We start from the raw sequence: 21,752 nt of genomic DNA on the forward strand, positions 1-21,752 counted from the left end.
ATAGTATTACCAGGACTGGGTGGCTTTGAATGATTCGAGCAGTTTATTCAACTTAGCTTCGATATCATCGTTATATTTGCCCGCCAGACCAATTTCGTTCATAAGGTCAGCATGCTCGCGCTGTGCAAATGAAACTAATGCAGCTTCGAATGCACCAATTTTTGCTAACTCAACATCGTCCAGATATCCACGTTCTGCAGCGAACAGAGACAGTGCCTGCTCTGCTACTGACATTGGTGCATACTGTTTCTGTTTCAGCAGTTCAGTTACTTTCTGACCATGGCTCAACTGTTTACGAGTTGCGTCATCGAGGTCGGAAGCAAACTGAGCAAACGCTGCCAGTTCACGGTATTGAGCCAGTGCTGTACGGATACCACCAGACAGTTTCTTAATGATTTTAGTCTGAGCAGCACCACCAACACGAGATACTGAAATACCTGGGTTAACCGCTGGACGAATACCAGAGTTAAACAGGTTAGATTCCAGGAAGATCTGACCATCAGTAATCGAAATTACGTTTGTTGGTACGAATGCAGAAACGTCACCCGCTTGAGTTTCAATGATTGGCAGAGCAGTCAATGAACCAGTTTTACCTTTCACTTCACCTTTAGTGAATGCTTCTACGTAATCAGCGTTAACACGAGCAGCACGCTCAAGTAAACGGGAGTGCAGATAGAAAACATCACCTGGGTATGCTTCACGTCCTGGTGGACGACGCAGCAACAGTGAAATTTGACGGTATGCGACAGCCTGTTTAGACAGGTCATCATAAACGATCAGAGCATCTTCACCGCGGTCACGGAAATATTCACCCATCGCGCAACCAGAGTATGGTGCTAAGTATTGCAGTGCAGCTGATTCAGATGCAGTTGCAACAACAACGATAGTGTTTTCCAGAGCGCCGTGTTCTTCCAGTTTACGTACTACGTTAGAGATAGTTGATGCTTTCTGTCCGATAGCAACGTAAACACATTTGATGCCAGAATCACGCTGGTTGATGATTGCATCGATCGCCAGAGCTGTTTTACCAGTTTGACGGTCACCGATGACAAGCTCACGCTGGCCACGGCCGATTGGAATCATCGCATCGACTGATTTATAACCAGTCTGTACAGGTTGATCAACTGATTGACGGTCGATAACACCCGGAGCAATAACTTCTACAGGAGAGAAGCCATCGTGCTCAACAGGACCTTTACCATCAATTGGTTGACCCAGTGTATTCACTACACGTCCTAACAGGCCACGGCCTACTGGAACTTCAAGAATACGACCAGTACATTTAACTTTCATGCCTTCTGCTAAGTCAGCATAAGGACCCATAACAACCGCACCAACAGAGTCACGCTCTAAGTTCAGTGCAATTGCGTAACGGTTGCCAGGCAGTGCGATCATTTCACCCTGCATGACTTCGGCTAAACCGTGAATACGAATGATACCGTCGTTAACGGAAACAATCGTACCTTCATTGTGAGCTTCACTCACAACATCGAACTGAGCAATACGCTGTTTGATCAGTTCGCTGATTTCGGTGGAATTCAGTTGCATATGCTCCAGTCCCCTTAAGACTGCAAGACGTCAGTTAAACGCTCTAAGCGACCGCGGACACTACCGTCAATGACGAGGTCTCCCGCACGAATGATCACTCCAGCAATAACAGACTTGTCAATTTTGCAATTCAGCTTAACTTTGCGTGACAGACGTTTTTCCATCGCGGCAGAAATTTTAGCTGACTGCTGTTCACTCAGTTCGTTCGCAGAAAGAACATCAACTTCAACGGTTGATTCCAGCGTATCGCGCAATTGGATAAATTGAGCTAATACTTCTGGCATCGTTGTTAAACGACCGTTTTCCGCCATAACACGAATCAGATTTTGAACATGCTCGTCAATTTCATCTCCACAAACAGAGATAAACGTTTTAGCTAATGTTTCTGGTGCAATAGAACCAGAAAGCAGCTCACCAACCTGTTCATTGCGCGTCACCTCAGAGGTGAAGGCCAGCATTTCCTGCCATTTAGCAACAGCTTGGTTTTCCACAGCAAAGTCAAAAGCTGCTTTGGCGTAGGGGCGAGCTACAGTAGCGATTTCAGACATGCCCCTCCCTCCTTACAGTTCAGCGACTAGTTTATCAACGATGTCGCTGTTAGCAGCTTCATCCACGGAACGTTCGATGATCTTCTCGGCACCTGCGATAGCAAGCATCGCAACCTGTTTACGTAACTCTTCACGTGCACGTTTACGCTCAGCATCAATTTCAGCTTGCGCTTGTGCTACGATTTTTGCACGTTCTGCTTCCGCTTCCGCTTTAGCTTCATCAATCATTTGAGTGCGTTGTTTATTCGCTTGTTCAATGATGATTTGAGCTTCAGCTTTCGCTTTTTTCAGTCGGTCGGTTGCGTCGGTTTGCGCCAGTTCCAGGTTCTTTTTAGCACGTTCTGCGGAAGATAAACCGTCAGCAATTTCTTTTTGACGTTTTTCTATGGCCGCCATAATCGGTGGCCATACATACTTCATACAGAACAAAACAAACAGGACAAACGCGATAGCCTGGCCGAGGATTGTTGCATTTAGATTCACAGACAATACCTCTTATTTATTAGTTAGTTAATGTTCTTAATGTGTGCCGAACGTTAATTAGGCAACAGCGAACATTACATATAAGCCCAGACCAACAGCAATCATCGGAATAGCATCGACCAGACCCATTACGATAAAGAACTGTGTACGCAGCAGAGGAATTAAATCTGGCTGACGAGCAGCGCCTTCTAAAAATTTACCACCTAGGATGCCGATACCGATCGCAGCACCGATCGCCGCTAAACCCATCATAATAGCGGCAGCCATGTACAGCAGATCCATACTCAGGTTTTCCATGACAGTCTCCAGTTTGTTTCAGTTAATACAATTATTGATTAATAAAATTAGTGCTCTTCAGAAGCCATCGACAGATAGACAACAGTCAGAACCATAAAAATAAAGGCTTGTAGCGTAATAATCAGTATGTGGAAGATAGCCCAAGGCAGGCTTAACAACCACTGTGACCACCACGGAAGCAGAGCCGCGATAAGAATAAAGATCAATTCACCTGCATACATGTTACCAAACAGTCGCAGACCGAGTGATACAGGTTTTGACAGCAGGCTAACCCCTTCAAGAATCAAGTTTACAGGGATAAATACCGGATGGTTGAAAGGCTGCATAGTGAGCTCTTTCGTGAATCCGCCAATTCCTTTCATCTTGATGCTGTAAAAGATTATTAGGATAAACACACCAATTGCCATCGACATCGTGATACTCACATCTGCGGTTGGAACAATACGCAGAGCAGGTAAACCTAAGTAGTGCTCACCGATGTATGGGATGAAATCAATTGGAAGTAGATCCAGAAGGTTCATTAAAAATACCCAGACGAACACCGTTAATGCCAGAGGGGCAATAACTTTGCTCTTCCCGTGATACATATCACGGACTGAGTTATCAACGAAACCAATGATCAGTTCTATTGCAGTCTGTAACTTACCGGGTACGCCACTAGTCGCATTGGCAGCAACTTTTCTAAATAGCCACAGGAATAAAGCCCCGAGAACTACTGAGAAAAAAAGCGAGTCAATGTTTAACGCCCAAAACGTTGGACTAGCGTGGGGATCGACCAACTCAAAGGTACGTAGATCCAACTGAAGGTTTCTCAGATGGTGACCTATGTACTCATTTGTAGTCATCACTTCTCCTGATGCAGACATGATGCCTCTTACCCTTTTGTAGTTTAAAAATACTTACCGTTTTACAACGGCTGGTGCAACAATCTGAACAATCAGCACCGCTAAATAGGTCAAACCCAGTGGTGTTATTGACGCTTTAAACACACCAAAAGCAACAACTAAGACAGTAATAGTTGTCACAACCTTTAACCCTGCTCCTAATGCAAAGAACCAGGCAATGCGGACAGGTTCATCCTCTTCTTTTGCTTTTTCAAAGCGTGATAGCAGCATAAATACGATATTAGGTAACCAGCATGCTAACCCACCAGCAAGAGCAGAGGCCCCCCATTCTATACTATTTGCACAGAAAGCCCCACTGAGGATTACAAAAGTTATTAACTGAATAGACAGTTGCTTAGAAGCATTACTGCCATAAAGGGAAACAGACATAACTTTGTGTACTCCCAGCTCTCTCAGCCTAAGAAACGCTAAGGGTTGTAATAAAACTGCCTTTGCTTAAATGTGTCAAGAGACAAAAACGTGCAAATTATACGGGCAGGCGAAATGAATTCAATCAGTAAGTAGCGAAAAGGTGAATAAATATTTAATTTTTTCGAGATAGCGCAGAATTAAGACAGGTAGGATTAATAATTTATTAACGATTCGTCGCCTAAAAATAACTTTATGTGATTAAGATCACAATAAATCTTAATCTCTTGATTAATAACCACACTCTTTATCCGGTTAGAACCCTATTTTTAAGCCATAAATCAAATAATTAAATTTGTTATTTTTTAGGCAAAAAAATGAAAAAATAATTTGGATATTTCATTATTAATGCTAAAACGATTTAGTAATAATATTAGATTAGGAATATTATTACGATTAATGTGATTATTTTTGATATATATTCGTTAATATTCTGTAAATAACAAGTGAATTTAAATTATCTTTATTTTAATTATATATAAAAATAGCCGTAACATTGTAAATGTACGGCTACCGCTCTAAAAGATAAAATAATTTTACTAGAAACTACGTTATTTTTTGAATAATTTAACTAAGTGACGCTGTTCGTCTAATTCTGGAATTTTTAGCTCTGTAATGGACTCAACTTCAAATCCTTCAGGTAGCTGTGTGAGTTCTTCGTTACGAACCACACCTTTTAACGCATAAAAGCGCCCTTCCCTTGCAGGAAGATGGTGGCACCAACTCAGCATATCGTTGAGTGATGCAAAGGCTCTGCTAATTACGCCATCAAATCCATCTTCAACAGGGTACTCTTCCACTCGAGATTGAACTGGCTCAATGTTAGTTAGCCCTAACTCATGCTGAACCTGTTTTAGGAAGCGTATACGCTTCCCTAAGCTATCCAATAAAACAAAGTGAGCATCAGGTCGTACAATCGCTAAAGGTACGCCAGGAAGCCCTGGGCCCGTTCCTACATCGATAAACTTGTCACCCTTAAGGTGATCGTTCACCACGATGCTGTCCATGATGTGGCGAACTAACATTTGTTCCGGCTCACGTACCGACGTTAAATTGTACGCTTTATTCCATTTGTGCAATAAACCAACATAATCAACTAACTGCTGTTTTTGCTTGCCAGTCAGTTGAATGTCGGCCTTTGCCAATAGCTTTGTCAGTTTGCTAAGTAAATCCATATTATGCACTCCGACGTAGCATGCCTTGTTTTTTGAGCCACACTAACAAAATTGAAATTGCTGCTGGTGTGATCCCTGAAATACGAGAAGCTTGACCAATTGACGTTGGTTTGTGGTCATTCAGTTTTGCCATGACTTCGTTGGATAAGCCTTTCACCTGCTTATAATCTAAATCAACAGGGAGTAAGGTATTTTCATTACGCAGTTGACGCTCGATCTCTTCTTGCTGACGAGCAATGTAACCTTCGTATTTCACTTGAATTTCAACTTGATCTGCAGCTTGAGGATCTTCAACTCCTGGAGCAAACAAATTCAAAGAAGTCAGCATTTGATAAGTCATTTCAGGACGGCGTAATAAATCTTCACCATTGGCTTCTTTCGATAATGGAACGGTTAAAATTTGGTCGATTTCTTCATGATTATCAGATTTAGGGTGAACCCAGATATCTTTTAAGCGTTGACGCTCTTTTTCGATCATTTCGACTTTGCGGTTGAAGTGCTCCCAACGAATATCATCCACAAGACCTAATTCACGTCCTTTTTCGGTTAAACGTAAATCTGCATTATCTTCGCGTAGCATCAAACGGTATTCCGCACGGGAAGTAAACATACGGTACGGTTCTTTAGTTCCTAATGTGCACAAGTCGTCAACTAATACGCCGACATAGGCTTGGTCACGACGAGGGAACCAACCTTCTAGGTCAAATGCATGTTGTGCAGCGTTAAGACCTGCTAATAAACCTTGAGCTGCGGCTTCTTCGTAACCTGTTGTACCGTTGATTTGACCCGCAAAGAACAAACCTTCGATAAATTTGCTTTCGAGAGTTTGTTTTAGATCGCGTGGGTCAAAGAAATCGTACTCAATGGCATAACCAGGGCGGACGATCCTTGCATTTTCCATTCCCTTCATGGAATGAACTATTTTCATTTGAACATCAAATGGCAAGCTGGTGGAGATCCCGTTTGGATAAATTTCGTTGCTAGTTAAACCTTCTGGCTCTAAGAAGATCTGATGTGCATTTTTATCCGCAAAACGCATGACTTTATCTTCAATTGAAGGACAGTAACGAGGACCGATCCCTTCAATGATCCCTGCATACATAGGGCTGCGATCTAAATTATTACGGATCACATCATGAGTTTGCTCATTGGTATAGGTGATGTAGCAAGGCACTTGTTGTGGATGCTGCTCTTGCGAACCTAAAAATGAGAATACCGGCATTGGGTCGTCACCTAGCTGTTGAGCTAACTGACTGAAATCAATAGTTCTTGCATCAATACGTGGTGGTGTACCCGTTTTTAAGCGGTTTACACGTAATGGCAATTCTCTTAAACGTTGAGATAACGTAATTGCGGGTGGATCACCAGCACGACCACCACTGTAATTTTCTAAACCGATATGAATTTTCCCATCAAGGAAAGTACCTACGGTTAATACCACCGCTTTGGCTTTAAATTTTAAGCCCATGCGGGTAACAGCGCCAGTTACTCGGTTATTTTCAACAATCAGATCTTCAACAGGTTGTTGGAAGATCATTAAGTTTGGTTGGTTCTCTAATGCAGTTCTAACGGCTTGGCGATATAGCACGCGGTCTGCTTGTGCGCGAGTTGCACGAACCGCTGGGCCTTTACTTGCATTGAGTGTTCTAAATTGAATACCCGCTTTGTCAGTTGCGGTAGCCATTAAGCCACCGAGGGCATCAATTTCTCTTACCAGATGTCCCTTACCGATCCCACCGATGGCTGGGTTGCAAGACATCTGGCCCAATGTATCAATATTGTGAGTCAGTAATAGGGTTTGACGCCCCATACGTGCAGCTGCCATTGCTGCTTCAGTACCGGCATGACCACCACCAATTACGATGACGTCAAATTGCTCTGGATAAAACATGTGTGAACCTTAACGTTAGAAAATGCGGATTCTGCATTCGAGGAGTGAATTCTACTCAAGTTTGATGGAGAGACCAAGCCCTGGCCTCTCGCCTATATAATATAAAGATCTTTTTTATTTAAAGATCTCTTTATTAGATCTTTTATTAGGATCGACAGTTTCTGTGGATAAGTGAATTTTCACTTTAAAGATCATCAAAGTGTAAAGGATCATATACTGTGAATGATCCGTGATCCTTTTGCGTATAAGCTGGGATCAAAATAGGGACTTATGCACAGGTCTTGGACGACCTAAAACTTATAATCTGGATAACTACCGGTTAATACCATGATCTTACCTGAGTTATCCACAGTTGTTTGCTGTTAATTTGAACAGATTAGAGTTCGTTTGCCCAAATTTTAACCCAAACACCTGCGGGATCTTCAGGGATTTCGTGTTGCTGAACATCAATTTCGAAGCAATCACCGATCCTTTTTGCACCATGATCCTGTAATAAGGTATCAAGGGTATGGATCGCACCACAAAAAGTGTCATATTCCGAACTACCAATCCCCACTGCACCGTATTTGATCTTACTCAGGTCTGGTGACTGAGATTGAATTGCTTCCGCTAACGGTTGGATATTTTCGGGAAGATCCCCTGCGCCATGTGTGGAGCTCACCACCAGCCATAACCCTTCAAGTGGTAAGTCATCTAGTTCAGGACCGTGCTGTATATCCGTTTCATAGCCGAGTTCTTCTAAAATCTCTGCCATATGCTCCGCTACATATTCGGCACTGCCCATGGTACTGCCACTAATTAAGGTTACTTTTGTTACGCTCATGGTCACTCTCTTTCACATTAACAGGCCGCTATTGTACGCTGTGAATGAGCTGGGATCTACCTGTGGATAATGTGGTTATATCATTTTTTTCTACGGGGTGATCGTTCGCATGATCGGGTTCTGTAAGGAGATCAGCGTTTCGGTTGATTGTATTTCATCGATAGTCTGAATTTTGTTGATAAGTACATCTTGAAGGGAATCTATCGAGCGGCACATTACCTTAATAAAGATATTGTATTGACCCGTCGTATAGTAAACCTCCACGACTTCCTCTAAAGCATCTAACTTTTTGAGGGCAGTATGATAATCCTTGGCACTTTTTAAAATGATCCCTATAAAGCAGCAGACATCAAAACCCAATTGTTTTGCGCTGATATCGATACGGGTTCCTTTTATGATCCCAGCTTGCTTCATTTTTTCCACTCGCACATGAATAGTTCCGGGACTTACCGAGAATTTTTTGGCGAGTTCAGCATAAGGTGTACGTGCATTGACCATTAATTCGTGAAGTATGTCACGATCGAGATTATCGATTTGATAATTTTCTGGCATTATTTAGCCCTCATTTTGATGATTATTCATTTTTATACCCATTTTTTTAATTAAAATAAACAGTAAAGGCTTTTTTTAATGATGGATATTGAATTTATACCTCATTTTGTTGCTTAATCTACACATCGGCTAATTACAGCTAACAAATTATGGGTAAAATTATGGACAAGTCATTCATCGAACATCAGCAACAAATCAGCTTTGTTAAATCCTATTTCTCACGTTTACTTGAAAAAGAGCTTGGCTTAATCGAAGTTCAAGGTCCTATCCTGAGCCGTTTAGGTGATGGTACACAAGACAACTTATCAGGCTGCGAAAAAGCCGTTCAAGTAAAAGTGAAATCAATTCCTGGTGCAACGTTTGAAGTGGTTCACTCTTTGGCTAAATGGAAACGCAAAACCTTAGGTCGTTTTGGTTTCAGCGAAGGTCAAGGTCTGTACACTCACATGAAAGCGTTACGTCCGGACGAGGATCGCTTAACCCCAATCCACTCCGTCTATGTTGACCAGTGGGATTGGGAAAAAGTGATGGCAGATGAGGATCGTACGCTTCCTTATCTGAAGCAGACAGTGGGTAAAATCTATAAGGCAATAAAAGAAACAGAAGCTGCCGTAAGTAAAGAATTTGGGCTGGCACCGTTCCTGCCAGACCAAATTCACTTTATCCACAGCGAAGAGCTGCTAAAACGTTATCCAGATTTAGACGCGAAAGGTCGTGAGCGTGCGATTGCGAAAGAATTGGGTGCGGTATTCTTAATCGGTATTGGTGGAAAACTGTCAAGCGGTGAATCCCACGATGTACGTGCACCAGACTACGATGACTGGACAACCGAAAACGAAGATGGCTTCAAAGGCTTAAACGGTGACATTATTGTTTGGAACCCAGTATTACAAGACGCATTTGAAATCTCTTCAATGGGGATCCGTGTCAGTCCTGAATGTTTAACTCGCCAACTCGCATTAACAGGTGATGAAAAACGTATGGAACTGGAATGGCATCAAGCGTTAGTCAAAGGTGAAATGCCGCAATCTATCGGTGGTGGTATTGGCCAATCTCGCTTAGTGATGTTACTGCTGCAACGTCAACATATCGGTCAAGTTCAGTGTGGTGTTTGGTCACCAGAAATGGCTGAAACAGTTGAAGATATGCTGTAATTAGCGATTAAAACGGCGTAGTAGTCGGCTTTTTAGCCCTGTATCAAAGCGCCAGATATGATCAAATATCTTCATGATACCGGGCTTCCCATAATTTGAGACGGATACCGCATGGAAGCGGTATTTACCAACCTTCTGAAGGGACTTAATCTTCTGAATTAACTCATCCGGTAAGCGTTGAGCCACAAAGTCCGAAATGACAACCGCATCGGCATCACTCCACTGTTTTGACTCTAATTTTACCGTTGTTTCTCGTAAACATGCTGCCAAGTCTGTTCCACCACGGAATGTTTGATGCAAGAAGCGCATGCATTGTTCTAAGCCATCCGCAGAGAGAAGGTCATAATGAACAATTTCAGTGGAAAACAGCATCACGTGACAAGCTCGGTTATCCGCCAGCGCGATTTTCATTAAAGCCAGACAGAACGCCTTTGCACAGCGTTCATTGATTCCACCCATAGAACCTGAAGTATCGATACATACCACAAATGGTCCTCTGGGCTGATCTTCATGTTGATGATGGGTCACAGGGCGTAAAACTTTGCGTTCTTGCCAGCTTTCCCCTTGTAAGCGATAGGTAATAAGCTGTTTCTCTAATAACTTGCGGTAGAACTCGAATTCAATATCTTCAAGCCCTAACATCGCAAGCTCAGCCGGTAATAGCCGCAGAATATCGTCACTCTGGTTTAAGCCATTCACTTGTTCAGGTACAGTTTCCGGGACTTTTTCCATCACCGTCATCGGCTCAAGGATTACATTATCATCCAGAATAGATTTGGCTGATTGGCTACGCCCCAGTAGCTGAGCAATTTTTTCAAGCTCGGGTTGCTGGCGCAAAAAATCACTGTAGCGCGCGATTAATTGATCATTATAAGCCGCTGGGTTACTAAACCCTTTGCTCAGATCCCATAATCGCCCAGAAGAGCGCTCATTTTCCCCTAGAATATCCTCAAGATTTCCGCTCAGTGCTAAACGGCGCTGTAATTCCGCCAGCAGTTGCTCTTTTTCCTGTTCTAAGAGTTCTTTATGTAATGTAGTCACCTGCAAAATCAAACTAATACGCCAACGCTGAACAATCAAAGATTGTCGCGCACTGCGATTTTCAATTTTTCCCTTTTGCAGTTGCAGGGCTTCACGGTAAAACGGGGAATCTAACTGCTCGAGCCGTGCTATCACATCGGGTAATTGCGTGAAAAACTTATCAGTGGGAATGCCCAATGACTTCTGATATAGCCCAAATTCTTCAGAAAGTTGCTGAGGAACTAACGCATCTTGCAGCTTCTGTTTAAGGTCTTTTTTCCAACTGGAGAGATCTTTTAATAGCGCCTTTTTCAATCGAGGATGCTTTTCAAAGAAAACCGCCAGCTGTGGGGTGGCGAGAAGAGAAATAATAATCTCTTCAATCAGCTGGCTTTCATTCACCGAAAGCAATAATTCGAGGGACGCTAGGCTCATCATAATGAGTTAGTCACCTTTCCCATAATTTGCTGGCGGAGTTGGGTCAATTTATCGCTAAGCTTAATAAAGCTCTCTTCAACATCCGCGAGCCAGTGCGCCTCGATAAACAGGTTAGGTTGCTGCTTCTCAAACTGATATTTAGCCCCTTGGATCTCATTTTGGATGGCATCAAGCTTATCCAACCACTCTTTATTATTGGTTGTCGGTGCCGCTGTAGGGTTTTTATCTTGTAAATATAAGGTTGATGCTTGATGGCTAACATCTAATAGTTGGATCTGGTTTAAATTATTCACTTCAGCGGCTAGCTCTTGCGCGAAACCAATCCCATTAAGATGAGCGGATAAGGTGGTGCCTTTATTAAGGAAATTTGCCAGTGATTTTTTCTCGGTGGTAATAAAGGTCACTTTCATATTATGTAGCTGTAATGGGCGATGCAAAAATAGGGTTACACGCCCTTCGCTAATATTCTCAGGCAACATATAAGAGGCTTTTCGTGCAAACATCGCGTTATTTTTTAAAACTTTAAAAGCATCTTGGTTATTTTGATCTTGGGTGGATGACATCCACTGTTGGTAAACTTGCTCAATTTCTCGTGTAAATTTACGTTGTTGCCAACCATCTTCTTGTACTAATGACTTGAGCAATTGGGGCAGTAAGTTCATTGACTGCATATCGTGCCATAAGCAATCTTTGAGTAGCACAATATCCAACGGTGAAACAGAGTTTCGACCATTAAAGAATGCGCTAGCCTGCAATAAATAAACTGCTTTTTTCCAACGTCTATCAGAGACATACAGATTCTTCTCTGTGGCATCAATTTGTTGGCGTAATTGGTAAATCAATTCAAAACAGTGATCGGGCAGCGAAACCTTGGGAATTTCTTTTTGCCATTCTCGGTACTCTTCTTCACTGATTTTTAGGTGATCAGGAACCAAATTTTCTTCTTGCTGAGATTTGCCAGTCAGCAGCGCACGGAAATTTTGTTTCTCTTGTACTTTATCCAGCCAAATTCGCAGCAACATCCTATCAAACAGCGCTTCAAGACTATTATCCGCATCCGGTAGCTCGTTGGATGCGGTGACTAGCAAGCGCATTGGGATATTTTTCTCTTCATCCCCATTACGGAATTTGCGTTCATTTATGGCAGTTAGTAAGGTATTTAAGATGGCAGGGCCTGCTTTCCAAATTTCATCCAAAAACACCACTTCCGCATCGGGCAGGTATCCTTTGGTTAAACGCTCATAACGCCCTTCATCTTTTAAGGCTTGAATGGAAAGCGGTCCAAAAATTTCTTCGGGGGTAGAAAAGCGCGTCATTAAATATTCAAACGCATTCGCTTGGCGGAAGGCATATTTCATGCGGCGGGCAATTAAGCTTTTCGCTATCCCAGGAGGACCCAGCAAGAACACGCTTTCCCCACTCAGCGTGGCGAGCAAACACAAACGAATAGCTTGCTGACGTTCATACAAACCACCTTCAAGGTAGTTGCTTAATTGGGCTATCCGTTCTGCTAATTGCATAAGGTGTTCCTTTTCTCTAAATAACTCTTCTAAGGGTTAGAGGGAGATGGTTATTGGCCAAGCTATTGCTAGGTTAGCTGTCCTTTTATTCATTGTGCAATCAGTTTTGTGATTTTTCTTTGATGTTATTTCGGATAAAGAGCAACAAATTTAGGTTGTAGCGAACAACTGAGTATTAATTAAGCAGGAACGATTCAGCGACAACTTATTCAATAAGTTAGCTTTTTATTTGTAAAAATAGGCTAACGAAACGTTTCGATAGTGATCACAAAACCAAGATAAGAACATTGAGTTGTGACTATTCTTTACTATTATTGTATAAGCGAAACGTTTCGCTCATGCAGAGCCAAAACTCGAAAGTAGAAAAAACAGACTAAAAACGGTGGTAAAGAATGAAGAAAGGTATGTTGCTTAACTCAAATGTTGCTTCCGTGATTGCAAAACTCGGTCATACCGACCATATCACGTTGGGAGATGCAGGTTTACCCATTCCTGCCAGCGCTGAACGTATCGATCTGGCTGTGACGCAAGGACTACCGGATTTTATGTCTGTTTTGCGAGTGATTACCCAAGAGATGCAGGTAGAAAAAGCGATACTTGCTCAAGAAATCAGCAAAATAAATCCTCAAATGGAAAAAGCCATTTTAGCCCATCTTCATGAATTGGAAGCGGCACAGGGAAACCATATTGAAGTCATCTATTGCAGCCATGAACATTTCAAGCAACGCACTCATGAAAGCAAAGCCGTGATCCGAACAGGGGAATGTTCACCATACGCTAATATCATTCTTTGTTCTGGTGTGACTTTCTGAGGTGACTATGCAACCTTTATTAGAACTTATTGGCATTGATAAAGCCTTTCCCGGAGTAAAAGCTCTCTCGGGAGCCGCCTTAAAAGTCTACCCTGGTCGAGTGATGGCGCTGGTGGGGGAAAATGGTGCGGGTAAATCCACCATGATGAAAGTGCTCACGGGGATCTACAACAAAGATGCGGGCGCGATCCGTTACCTTGGTAAAGAAGTCGTGTTTAATGGTCCGAAAAGTTCCCAAGAATCGGGGATCGGGATCATTCACCAAGAACTGAATTTAATTCCTGAACTTACCATCGCTGAAAACATTTTTTTAGGTCGCGAATTTGTGAACAAATTCGGCAAAATCGACTGGAAAAAAATGTTCAGCGAATCAGACAAACTGCTCCAGCGATTAAACCTTGATTACGATAGCCACCAAACTATCGCCGAATTATCTATCGGTGAACAACAAATGGTGGAAATTGCCAAAGTTCTCAGCTTTCAGTCTCAAGTCATCATTATGGATGAACCGACAGACGCACTGACCGATACCGAAACTGCCTCACTCTTTCGCGTGATTGAAGATTTAAAATCCCAAGGCTGTGGCATTGTGTATATCTCTCACCGTTTAAAAGAGATCTTCGAAATTTGCGACGACGTGACTGTTTTTCGTGATGGCCAGTTTATTGGTGAAAAGCCAGTCAGTGAATTAGAAGAAGAAAAACTGATTGAGATGATGGTAGGACGCAAACTGGAAGACCAATATCCGCGAGTCGATGTACCTGTTGGCGATATTCGCCTGCAAGTTGAAAATGTTTCTGGCCCCGGTGTCACCAATGCCAGTTTCACGCTAAGAAGCGGTGAAATTTTAGGTGTTTCAGGTTTGATGGGCGCAGGACGTACGGAGCTGATGAAAATCATCTACGGTGCAGCTTCGAAAAAATCCGGCAATATCCAGTTAGAAGGTAAAAACGTCACCTTAAAAACCCCGCAAGATGGTTTGAATAACGGCATCGTTTATATTTCGGAAGACCGTAAGCGCGATGGGTTAGTGCTGGGGATGTCAGTAAAAGAAAATATGTCCTTAACGGCATTAGGTTACTTCAGCCACTTTGGCGGCACATTAAAACATGGCGAAGAGCAAATGACCGTGGGGGATTTTATCCGCTTATTTAATATTAAAACCCCATCCATGGACCAAATTATTGGCAACTTATCTGGTGGTAACCAGCAAAAAGTGGCTATTGCCCGTGGACTAATGACACGACCGAAAGTGCTTATCCTCGATGAGCCAACCCGTGGTGTCGACGTCGGGGCAAAAAAAGAGATCTACCAACTAATCAACCAATTTAAAAAAGAAGGGCTGAGTATCATCCTCGTATCTTCAGAAATGCCTGAAGTGATTGGGATGAGCGATCGCATTTTGGTTATGCATGAAGGGCATATCAGCGGCGAATTCTCTGCCAAAGAAGCAACGCAGGAAGCCTTAATGGCGGCCGCAGTCGGTAAAAATTACGGCTCAGTTCAGGAGTTAACAGCATGAGTTCAACAACCGCACCATCAAAACGCTACTTCAGCAAAGCATGGCTAATGGAGCAAAAATCCTTAATCGCCCTATTAGTCTTAATTGCGATTGTTTCAACCCTAAGCCCTAACTTTTTTACGGTCAACAACCTGTTTAACATCCTGCAACAGACTTCTGTGAATGCGATTATGGCGGTGGGAATGACATTAGTGATTCTTACGTCGGGCATTGATTTGTCTGTGGGATCACTATTGGCATTAACAGGCGCAGTAGCTGCATCGATGGTCGGAGCTGAAGTGAATGCCTTTGTTGCTGTCGCAGGAGCATTAGCGCTCGGTGCTGCAATTGGTGCATGTACAGGGGTGATTGTTGCAAAAGGTAAAGTCCAAGCTTTTATCGCCACATTGGTCATGATGCTATTACTACGTGGTGTAACCCGGGTTTATACCGATGGCAGCCCAATCAATACGGGTTTTAGTGATAACGCCGATTTATTTGGTTGGTTTGGTATTGGTCGCCCATTAGGTATTCCTACCCCAGTATGGTTAATGGTTATCGTCTTTGCGGCGGCTTGGTACATGCTACACCACACTCGCTTAGGTCGTTATATCTATGCGTTAGGCGGAAATGAATCAGCGACCCGCTTATCCGGTATTAATGTCGATAAAATTAAAATTATCGTTTACTCCTTGTGTGGTTTATTAGCAGCGCTGGCGAGTGTGATTGAAGTTGCACGTTTATCTTCAGCTCAGCCAATGGCGGGTAACGGTTATGAACTGGATGCGATTGCTGCGGTTGTACTGGGTGGCACAAGCCTTGCTGGTGGTAAAGGGCGCATTGTAGGTACGCTGATTGGTGCGCTGATCCTTGGTTTCTTAAACAATGGTTTGAACTTACTCGGTATTTCCTCGAACTACCAAATGATCGTAAAAGCCGTTGTGATTTTATTAGCTGTACTTGTTGATAACAAAAAATAGTGATTCTGACCCCTACCCGATAATGACAGGAATTTTCTTATGAAACTGAACAAATTAGCGACTTTATTTACCGCTTTTGCACTAACAGCAACCGTCAGTGTGAACGCGATGGCCAAAGAGAGCATTGCGCTGGTTATTTCAACCCTGAACAACCCATTCTTTGTGACTATGAAAGATGCGGCACAAAAAGAAGCGGACAAACTGGGTTATGAACTGATTGTTTTGGATTCTCAAGATAACCCGGCGAAAGAGTTAGCGAATGTCCAAGATTTAACGGTACGTGGTACCAAATTAATGCTGATCAACCCAACTGACTCTGACGCAGTGGGTAACTCTATCCTGATGGCTAACAAAGCGAAAATCCCCGTGATCACCTTAGACCGCGCCGCTAACAAAGGTGAAGTGGTGAGCCATGTTGCTTCTGATAACCGCATGGGTGGAAAAATGGCGGCAGACTTTATTGCCAAGAAAACGGGCAATGACGCCAAAGTTATTCAATTAGAAGGGATTTCTGGAACGTCGGCAGCTCGTGAACGTGGTGAAGGTTTCAATACGGGTGCGAAAGAGCATAAATTCAACGTATTAGCGAGCCAACCTGCGGATTTCGACAGAACTAAAGGCTTGAACGTTATGCAAAACTTATTGACAGCGCACCCTGCAGTTCAAGCTGTTTTTGCACAAAACGATGAAATGGCATTAGGTGCGTTAAGAGCATTACAAACTGCTGGTCGTGATGACGTTTTAGTGGTTGGTTTTGATGGCACCAATGACGGTATCAAAGCAGTTCAAGGCGGAAAATTAGGCGCGACGATTGCTCAGCGCCCAGATCAAATTGGTATTGTTGGGGTGCAGATCGCAGATAAAGTATTAAAAGGCGAGAAAGTTGAAGCAACAGTTCCCGTTGAATTAGAACTCGTGGTAAAACAATAAATCTATATAAAGTAATTATCCTTGATAAAACAATAAGATTGGTAAATCGCCGTGAAACTTTGCGGCGGTTTATTTAATTGCGTAGCGAAAGGACATAAATGTGATGGCAGCAGCTAAACTGGTTGTTTTAGGTAGTATCAACGTTGACCACATTCTCAATGTGCAGCAGTTTCCCCAGCCAGGCGAAACAGTAAGAGGTGATAGTTACCAAGTTGCTTTCGGCGGTAAAGGCGCGAACCAAGCAGTCGCCGCAGGTCGTAGTGGTGCTGATATCACATTTATTGCTTGTGTCGGTGATGACGATGTCGGCGTCAGCATCAAAAAACAACTGCAAAAAGATACGATTAAGATTGATTGCATCGACTCAGTTGCTGGCGAAACCACGGGTGTTGCACTTATTTACGTAAACGGGCAAGGCGAAAATATTATTGGGATTAATGCTGGGGCTAATGGTCATCTCTCCACAGAGCGACTGGCAGGGTATCAGCAAAAAATTGTCGATGCGGATGCGCTATTGATGCAGCTTGAGTCCCCAATTGAAACTGTCCAAATGGCCGCTGAGATTGCGCGCCAACATCAAACCCAAGTGATCTTAAATCCTGCGCCTGCACAAGCGTTACCTGATTCGCTACTGTCGCTGGTGGATGTGATCACGCCAAACGAAACGGAAGCGGAGCATTTAACGGGCATCGCTGTTAATGATGAAGAAGGCGCACAAAAAGCAGCACAAGCACTGCATCAAAAAGGCATTAATAAAGTGATGATTACATTGGGTGCCAGAGGGGTTTGGTTCAGTGAATCTGGCAAGCAAGGCAAAATAATTCCGGGCTTTAAAGTGAAAGCGGTGGACACCATTGCAGCAGGTGATACATTCAATGGGGCGTATGTAACCGCGCTACTTGAAGGTCAGTCCGATGAAGATGCGATTGTCTTTGCCCATGCGGCTGCTGCAATTGCAGTGACGCGTCCCGGCGCACAACCTTCTGTTCCATGGCGTAATGAAATAGACCAGTTTCTTCTTCAATAGGATAAATTTGTGGCAACAATGAAAGATGTTGCTCGCCTTGCTGGCGTGTCAACATCCACCGTCTCCCATGTTATCAATCAAAATCGCTATGTTAGCGAAAGCGTTACTTCACGGGTAAAAAGTGCCATCGAACAACTCAACTATGCGCCATCGGCCTTAGCGAGAAGTTTGAAGATGAACCGCACCAATACCATTGGAATGTTACTGACAGCCAGTAATAACCCGTTTTATGCGGAAGTCGTGCGTGGTGTAGAACGTAGTTGCTACGAATTGGGTTACAGTTTGATCCTGTGTAACACCGAAGGGGATTTTAAGCGGATGGATCATAGCTTAGAAACTCTTCTGCAAAAACGCGTCGATGGGCTTCTTATTATGTGCACCGAAGCGCAAGGTCCATCCAAAGCGGTATTTTCTCGTTATCCCTCCGTTCCTACAGTAATGATGGACTGGTCTCCGTTTGAATCAGCCGGAGATATTATTCAGGATAACTCGTTCCTCGGCGGTGAAATCGCCACGCGTCATTTAATCGATGCTGGGTTTACTCGAATCGCCTGTATTGCCGGTCCTCAAGATAAATCTCCCGCACAAGCGCGTTATCAAGGTTTTCTTCATGCCATGAAGGCTGCATCCCTCAAAATCCACGAAGAATATATTATCTTTAGTGATTTTGAATTTTCAGGTGGATTTGATTCAATGAATAAGCTTTTGGCGTTATCGAATCCTCCAGATGCTATTTTTGCGGGGAATGACGCGATGGCGGTCGGTGCTTACCAAGCTATTTACCAAAAAGGCATGAAAGTACCTGACGACATTTCCATTATTGGTTATGACGATATTGCACTCTCTTCTTATATGATCCCACCACTTACCACTGTTCATCAGCCAAAGGATGAACTTGGTCAGCAAGCGGTTAACCAACTTATTTATCGAATGGATAACCCAGATGCGGAACCCTCTATTTTAGTTTTAACGCCAAAACTCGTGGAACGCCAATCAGTGAGGAAACGCTAATTCTGCGTTTTCTCAGATTTTTTGCTTTTGCCTTTAATCAAATTATCACCATCAGTTTTACTGAGTAATAAAAACACAAAGGCAGAAAGTAACGTGATAGCCCCGATAGTAATAAAGGTGTAATGGAAGTTATCCACGACATTACTATTTGGCTGGTTATCAAAAAAGCTCAAAATGGTGGCGCTCACCGCGATCCCAAAGCTAATCGAAAGTTGCTGAGTCACCGCTAGCATACTGTTGCCAGCGCTAGCGTTATTATCTGTTAAGTCCGCTAAGCAAATGGTATTCATGGCAGTGAACTGGGTGGACATTACCATTCCTAAAACAAACAACGGAACTATAAGCAGATAAATCGACATATCTGGAGATTGCAGCGAAAACTGCGAGACCATCAACCCAATAATCACCGTGACAGTAAATAGCGTATTACGGTATCCAAATCGGGTTAGAATTCTTGTGACTGCGGATTTTGCTGTAATCGAGCCAATGGCCAGTGGAGCCATCATCATTCCTGCCACCACCGCTTCATAACCAAATCCCACTTGCAGCATCAATGGCATTAAGAATGGAATGCTTCCAGTACCTAATCGAGTGGCGATGTTACCGCTAATACCGATGGAAAAGGTTCTTGTCTTAAATAAGTTGAGCGGAATAATAGCGTGCTTAATGCGCCTTGCGTGAAGTATATAAAGAAGAAGACAAAGAAAACCGCCCAGAACAATAGCCAAAGGAATATAGCTAGATAATGATTTATCGCCGAACAGATCCAGACTGACTGAGAGCATGACCAAGCCAAACCCAAATAAAAGAAAGCCAAGGGTATCAAACTTACGTTTTGGCATTTTAAAATCAGGCATATGTTTTAATGCATACACAATCCCAAGCACACCAATAGGGATATTAATAATGAATATCCAATGCCATGTGGCATAGGTGACGAGAATACCACCTAATAGAGGTCCTAAGATGGGGCCGACTAATCCAGGGATGGTGACAAAATTCAATATAGGTAGAAGTTCACTGCGCGGATACGCCCGAATTAATGCGAGTCGCGCTACTGGCATCATCATCGCCCCGCCAATTCCTTGGATAACGCGAGAAATAACAAGCACTGTTAATGAAGGGGAAAGAGCGCAGAGCAATGATCCTAAAGAAAACAGAGAAACCGCAATAATAAAAATACGTCGAGTACCAAATCTATCGGCAAACCAACCACTCACCGGAATTAACAGTGCAACTGTTAGGGTATAGCTCACCACGGCAGATTGCATCGCTAATGGGGAGTGATGCAAACTTTTGGCGATATCAGGCAGTGCCGTATTCAATATCGTGGCATCTAACGCTTGCATAAAGAAAGCCATCGCGGCAATCCATGGCAAACCCGACATATTTTTAGCAGTTTTAAACATCCGTTACCTATTGATAAATTTGGTGAGCGAATTCGTTCTGTTAGCTTATTTGTTCATTGTCGTTAATAAGGTATAGCAGAGATCGTAAGCTTCACGACTATTGCCATTAATAATAGCATCAGCAAGTTGTTGATGAAGTTCCACTTCAATCGCATCATTTTCTGTTATTGCATCAAAATAAAGCTGGTACACCGATCTAAACAGATTCGCGAACGAAATTAAAAAAGGATTACAGCACGCCCGATAGATAGTGAGATGAAAACGAAAATCAACTTTTATCCAGTGAGGTCTATCGAACTCTTTTTCTAAGGTTACCATTTCATTTGATAGTAATTGTAGAGACTGTTTTTGTTCTTCTGTGGCATTCAGTGCAGCGAGATAGCAAGCTTGAGGCTCAATGGCGAGACGAACAACTTGAAAGTGTGTAATTACCACTGACTTTTCTTCGCTGTTAATCCACCAATTTAATAAGTCTTGGTCGAGAAAGTTCCAATTCGATGAGGGCATGACTCGTGTACCAATTCGAGGGCGAGCTAAAACCATGCCTTTTGCTGCTAATGTTTTAATGGCTTCTCTTATGGCGGTTCGGCTGGCATTAAACTGCTTTGATAATTCTAATTCACTGGGAAGAATAGAGTCAGATAAGTAGGTGCCTTTTAATATGAGCTGTCCAAGACTCCGCGCAATAATAAAAGAGAGGTTTTTTTGTGAGGCATTTTGTTGCTTGCTCAATTCCATAATTCATCTCATACAGATACTAATCAATGATATGTTACGTGAGTAAATCAATTATTGCTGCTGAAATAGTCAAAAAACAGTAGTAATTTACGCTATTAAGTCATATTTGGCTAAAAAAAACGCGAACGAAATAAATATGTAAAAAAACACTTGCGAGATTTTTCGAGCTCCCTATAATGCGCATCCGTTGTCACGACAAACCGGCTCGAAGAAAACCTCGAAGCCCCGTGATAACAGAGGTGAAGAAAGAAAATAGTTGAAAATAATCGCTTGACTTTCTAAATAAAAAACGTAGTATACGACACCTCGCGACAACGACCTAAAGTCGATAATCAAAAGATTAAGTCGCACCGCTCTTTAACAATTTATCAGACAATCTGTGTGGGCACTCACAGGACACTATCAAAAAAATATTTGATTTTAAGTCTTGAAGAGTGACTAACACGTTAATTCATATATATGAACTAATAGGTAATTTGGTTTCTTCGGAAATCAAACGACAGTAACATTCTTTGAGCGTCAAGCTTTTTAATTGAAGAGTTTGATCATGGCTCAGATTGAACGCTGGCGGCAGGCCTAACA

21 protein-coding genes are annotated in these 21,752 nt (G+C 42.8%); 7 read left to right on the forward strand and 14 right to left on the reverse strand.

The window, feature by feature from the left end:
• Nucleotides 1-6: 6 nt before the first annotated feature.
• The 10 genes from atpA to asnC form a co-directional block, all read right to left on the reverse strand.
• The gene (gene atpA / locus GKR71_RS12125) at nt 7-1,548 is read right to left on the reverse strand and encodes a F0F1 ATP synthase subunit alpha (protein WP_006660649.1); all 1,542 of its coding nucleotides are present in this window, start codon (nt 1,546-1,548) and stop codon (nt 7-9) included.
• Between the two features lie 14 nt (nt 1,549-1,562).
• Nucleotides 1,563-2,096, reverse strand: a complete 534-nt coding sequence (atpH, locus tag GKR71_RS12130; protein ID WP_036950613.1) for a F0F1 ATP synthase subunit delta — start codon at nt 2,094-2,096, stop codon at nt 1,563-1,565.
• Nucleotides 2,097-2,108: 12 nt separating this feature from the next.
• The gene (gene atpF / locus GKR71_RS12135; protein ID WP_036950611.1) at nt 2,109-2,579 is read right to left on the reverse strand and encodes a F0F1 ATP synthase subunit B; all 471 of its coding nucleotides are present in this window, start codon (nt 2,577-2,579) and stop codon (nt 2,109-2,111) included.
• Between the two features lie 57 nt (nt 2,580-2,636).
• Complete coding sequence (atpE, locus tag GKR71_RS12140; RefSeq protein ID WP_004246596.1) at nt 2,637-2,876, reverse strand: F0F1 ATP synthase subunit C; 240 nt, start codon at nt 2,874-2,876, stop codon at nt 2,637-2,639.
• Between the two features lie 47 nt (nt 2,877-2,923).
• Nucleotides 2,924-3,742, reverse strand: a complete 819-nt coding sequence (gene atpB / locus GKR71_RS12145) for a F0F1 ATP synthase subunit A (RefSeq protein WP_006660652.1) — start codon at nt 3,740-3,742, stop codon at nt 2,924-2,926.
• 33 nt (nt 3,743-3,775) lie between these two features.
• The gene (gene atpI / locus GKR71_RS12150; protein ID WP_036950608.1) at nt 3,776-4,150 is read right to left on the reverse strand and encodes a F0F1 ATP synthase subunit I; all 375 of its coding nucleotides are present in this window, start codon (nt 4,148-4,150) and stop codon (nt 3,776-3,778) included.
• A gap of 590 nt (nt 4,151-4,740) precedes the next feature.
• Nucleotides 4,741-5,364: a 16S rRNA (guanine(527)-N(7))-methyltransferase RsmG gene (gene rsmG / locus GKR71_RS12155; RefSeq protein WP_036950606.1), complete on the reverse strand. Its 624-nt coding sequence runs from the start codon at nt 5,362-5,364 to the stop codon at nt 4,741-4,743.
• Between the two features lies 1 nt (nt 5,365).
• Nucleotides 5,366-7,255 carry a tRNA uridine-5-carboxymethylaminomethyl(34) synthesis enzyme MnmG gene (gene mnmG, locus GKR71_RS12160; protein WP_036950604.1) on the reverse strand — a complete coding sequence of 630 codons (1,890 nt, stop codon included), beginning with the start codon at nt 7,253-7,255 and terminating at the stop codon, nt 5,366-5,368.
• 376 nt (nt 7,256-7,631) lie between these two features.
• Nucleotides 7,632-8,078, reverse strand: a complete 447-nt coding sequence (mioC, locus tag GKR71_RS12165; RefSeq protein ID WP_036950602.1) for an FMN-binding protein MioC — start codon at nt 8,076-8,078, stop codon at nt 7,632-7,634.
• A 90-nt stretch (nt 8,079-8,168) separates the two neighbouring features.
• Nucleotides 8,169-8,630 (reverse strand): transcriptional regulator AsnC, encoded by a 462-nt coding sequence (gene asnC / locus GKR71_RS12170; RefSeq protein ID WP_154634339.1) that lies wholly within the window; start codon nt 8,628-8,630, stop codon nt 8,169-8,171.
• Nucleotides 8,631-8,791: 161 nt separating this feature from the next.
• Between asnC and asnA the strand changes: the two genes are divergently transcribed.
• Nucleotides 8,792-9,784, forward strand: coding sequence for an aspartate--ammonia ligase (gene asnA / locus GKR71_RS12175; RefSeq protein ID WP_036950599.1), 993 nt, complete (start codon nt 8,792-8,794; stop codon nt 9,782-9,784).
• Here asnA and viaA read toward each other — a convergent pair whose 3' ends face one another.
• Nucleotides 9,785-11,242 carry an ATPase RavA stimulator ViaA gene (gene viaA / locus GKR71_RS12180; protein ID WP_036950597.1) on the reverse strand — a complete coding sequence of 486 codons (1,458 nt, stop codon included), beginning with the start codon at nt 11,240-11,242 and terminating at the stop codon, nt 9,785-9,787. It abuts the gene before it with no gap.
• Nucleotides 11,239-12,762, reverse strand: a complete 1,524-nt coding sequence (gene ravA / locus GKR71_RS12185; RefSeq protein ID WP_154599608.1) for an ATPase RavA — start codon at nt 12,760-12,762, stop codon at nt 11,239-11,241. Before ravA ends, viaA begins: the two co-directional genes overlap by 4 nt.
• A gap of 392 nt (nt 12,763-13,154) precedes the next feature.
• Here ravA and rbsD point away from each other — a divergent pair, with 392 nt between their 5' ends.
• From rbsD to rbsR, 6 genes are all read left to right on the forward strand, one after another.
• Nucleotides 13,155-13,574, forward strand: coding sequence for a D-ribose pyranase (gene rbsD / locus GKR71_RS12190; RefSeq protein WP_108479112.1), 420 nt, complete (start codon nt 13,155-13,157; stop codon nt 13,572-13,574).
• A gap of 7 nt (nt 13,575-13,581) precedes the next feature.
• Complete coding sequence (gene rbsA / locus GKR71_RS12195) at nt 13,582-15,096, forward strand: ribose ABC transporter ATP-binding protein RbsA (protein ID WP_154634340.1); 1,515 nt, start codon at nt 13,582-13,584, stop codon at nt 15,094-15,096.
• Nucleotides 15,093-16,055 carry a ribose ABC transporter permease gene (gene rbsC, locus GKR71_RS12200; protein ID WP_036950589.1) on the forward strand — a complete coding sequence of 321 codons (963 nt, stop codon included), beginning with the start codon at nt 15,093-15,095 and terminating at the stop codon, nt 16,053-16,055. Before rbsA ends, rbsC begins: the two co-directional genes overlap by 4 nt.
• 39 nt (nt 16,056-16,094) lie before the next feature.
• The gene (gene rbsB / locus GKR71_RS12205) at nt 16,095-16,985 is read left to right on the forward strand and encodes a ribose ABC transporter substrate-binding protein RbsB (protein WP_108479110.1); all 891 of its coding nucleotides are present in this window, start codon (nt 16,095-16,097) and stop codon (nt 16,983-16,985) included.
• A 103-nt stretch (nt 16,986-17,088) separates the two neighbouring features.
• On the forward strand, nt 17,089-18,012 hold the full coding sequence (gene rbsK / locus GKR71_RS12210; protein ID WP_036950585.1) for a ribokinase: 924 nt from the start codon (nt 17,089-17,091) through the stop codon (nt 18,010-18,012).
• A gap of 9 nt (nt 18,013-18,021) precedes the next feature.
• The gene (rbsR, locus tag GKR71_RS12215) at nt 18,022-19,023 is read left to right on the forward strand and encodes a ribose operon transcriptional repressor RbsR (RefSeq protein WP_410431404.1); all 1,002 of its coding nucleotides are present in this window, start codon (nt 18,022-18,024) and stop codon (nt 19,021-19,023) included.
• On the opposite strand, the gene mdtD is transcribed toward rbsR, so the two are convergent.
• Nucleotides 19,020-20,432 (reverse strand): multidrug transporter subunit MdtD, encoded by a 1,413-nt coding sequence (gene mdtD / locus GKR71_RS12220; RefSeq protein ID WP_036950583.1) that lies wholly within the window; start codon nt 20,430-20,432, stop codon nt 19,020-19,022. The two genes, rbsR and mdtD, sit on opposite strands and share 4 nt — an antisense overlap.
• Nucleotides 20,433-20,477: 45 nt before the next feature.
• Nucleotides 20,478-21,170: a FadR/GntR family transcriptional regulator gene (locus GKR71_RS12225; RefSeq protein WP_036950581.1), complete on the reverse strand. Its 693-nt coding sequence runs from the start codon at nt 21,168-21,170 to the stop codon at nt 20,478-20,480.
• Between the last annotated feature and the right edge of the window lie 582 nt (nt 21,171-21,752).

This window comes from Providencia sp. wls1922 (genome assembly GCF_009706505.1).
Classification (GTDB): Bacteria; Pseudomonadota; Gammaproteobacteria; order Enterobacterales; family Enterobacteriaceae; genus Providencia; species Providencia lanzhouensis.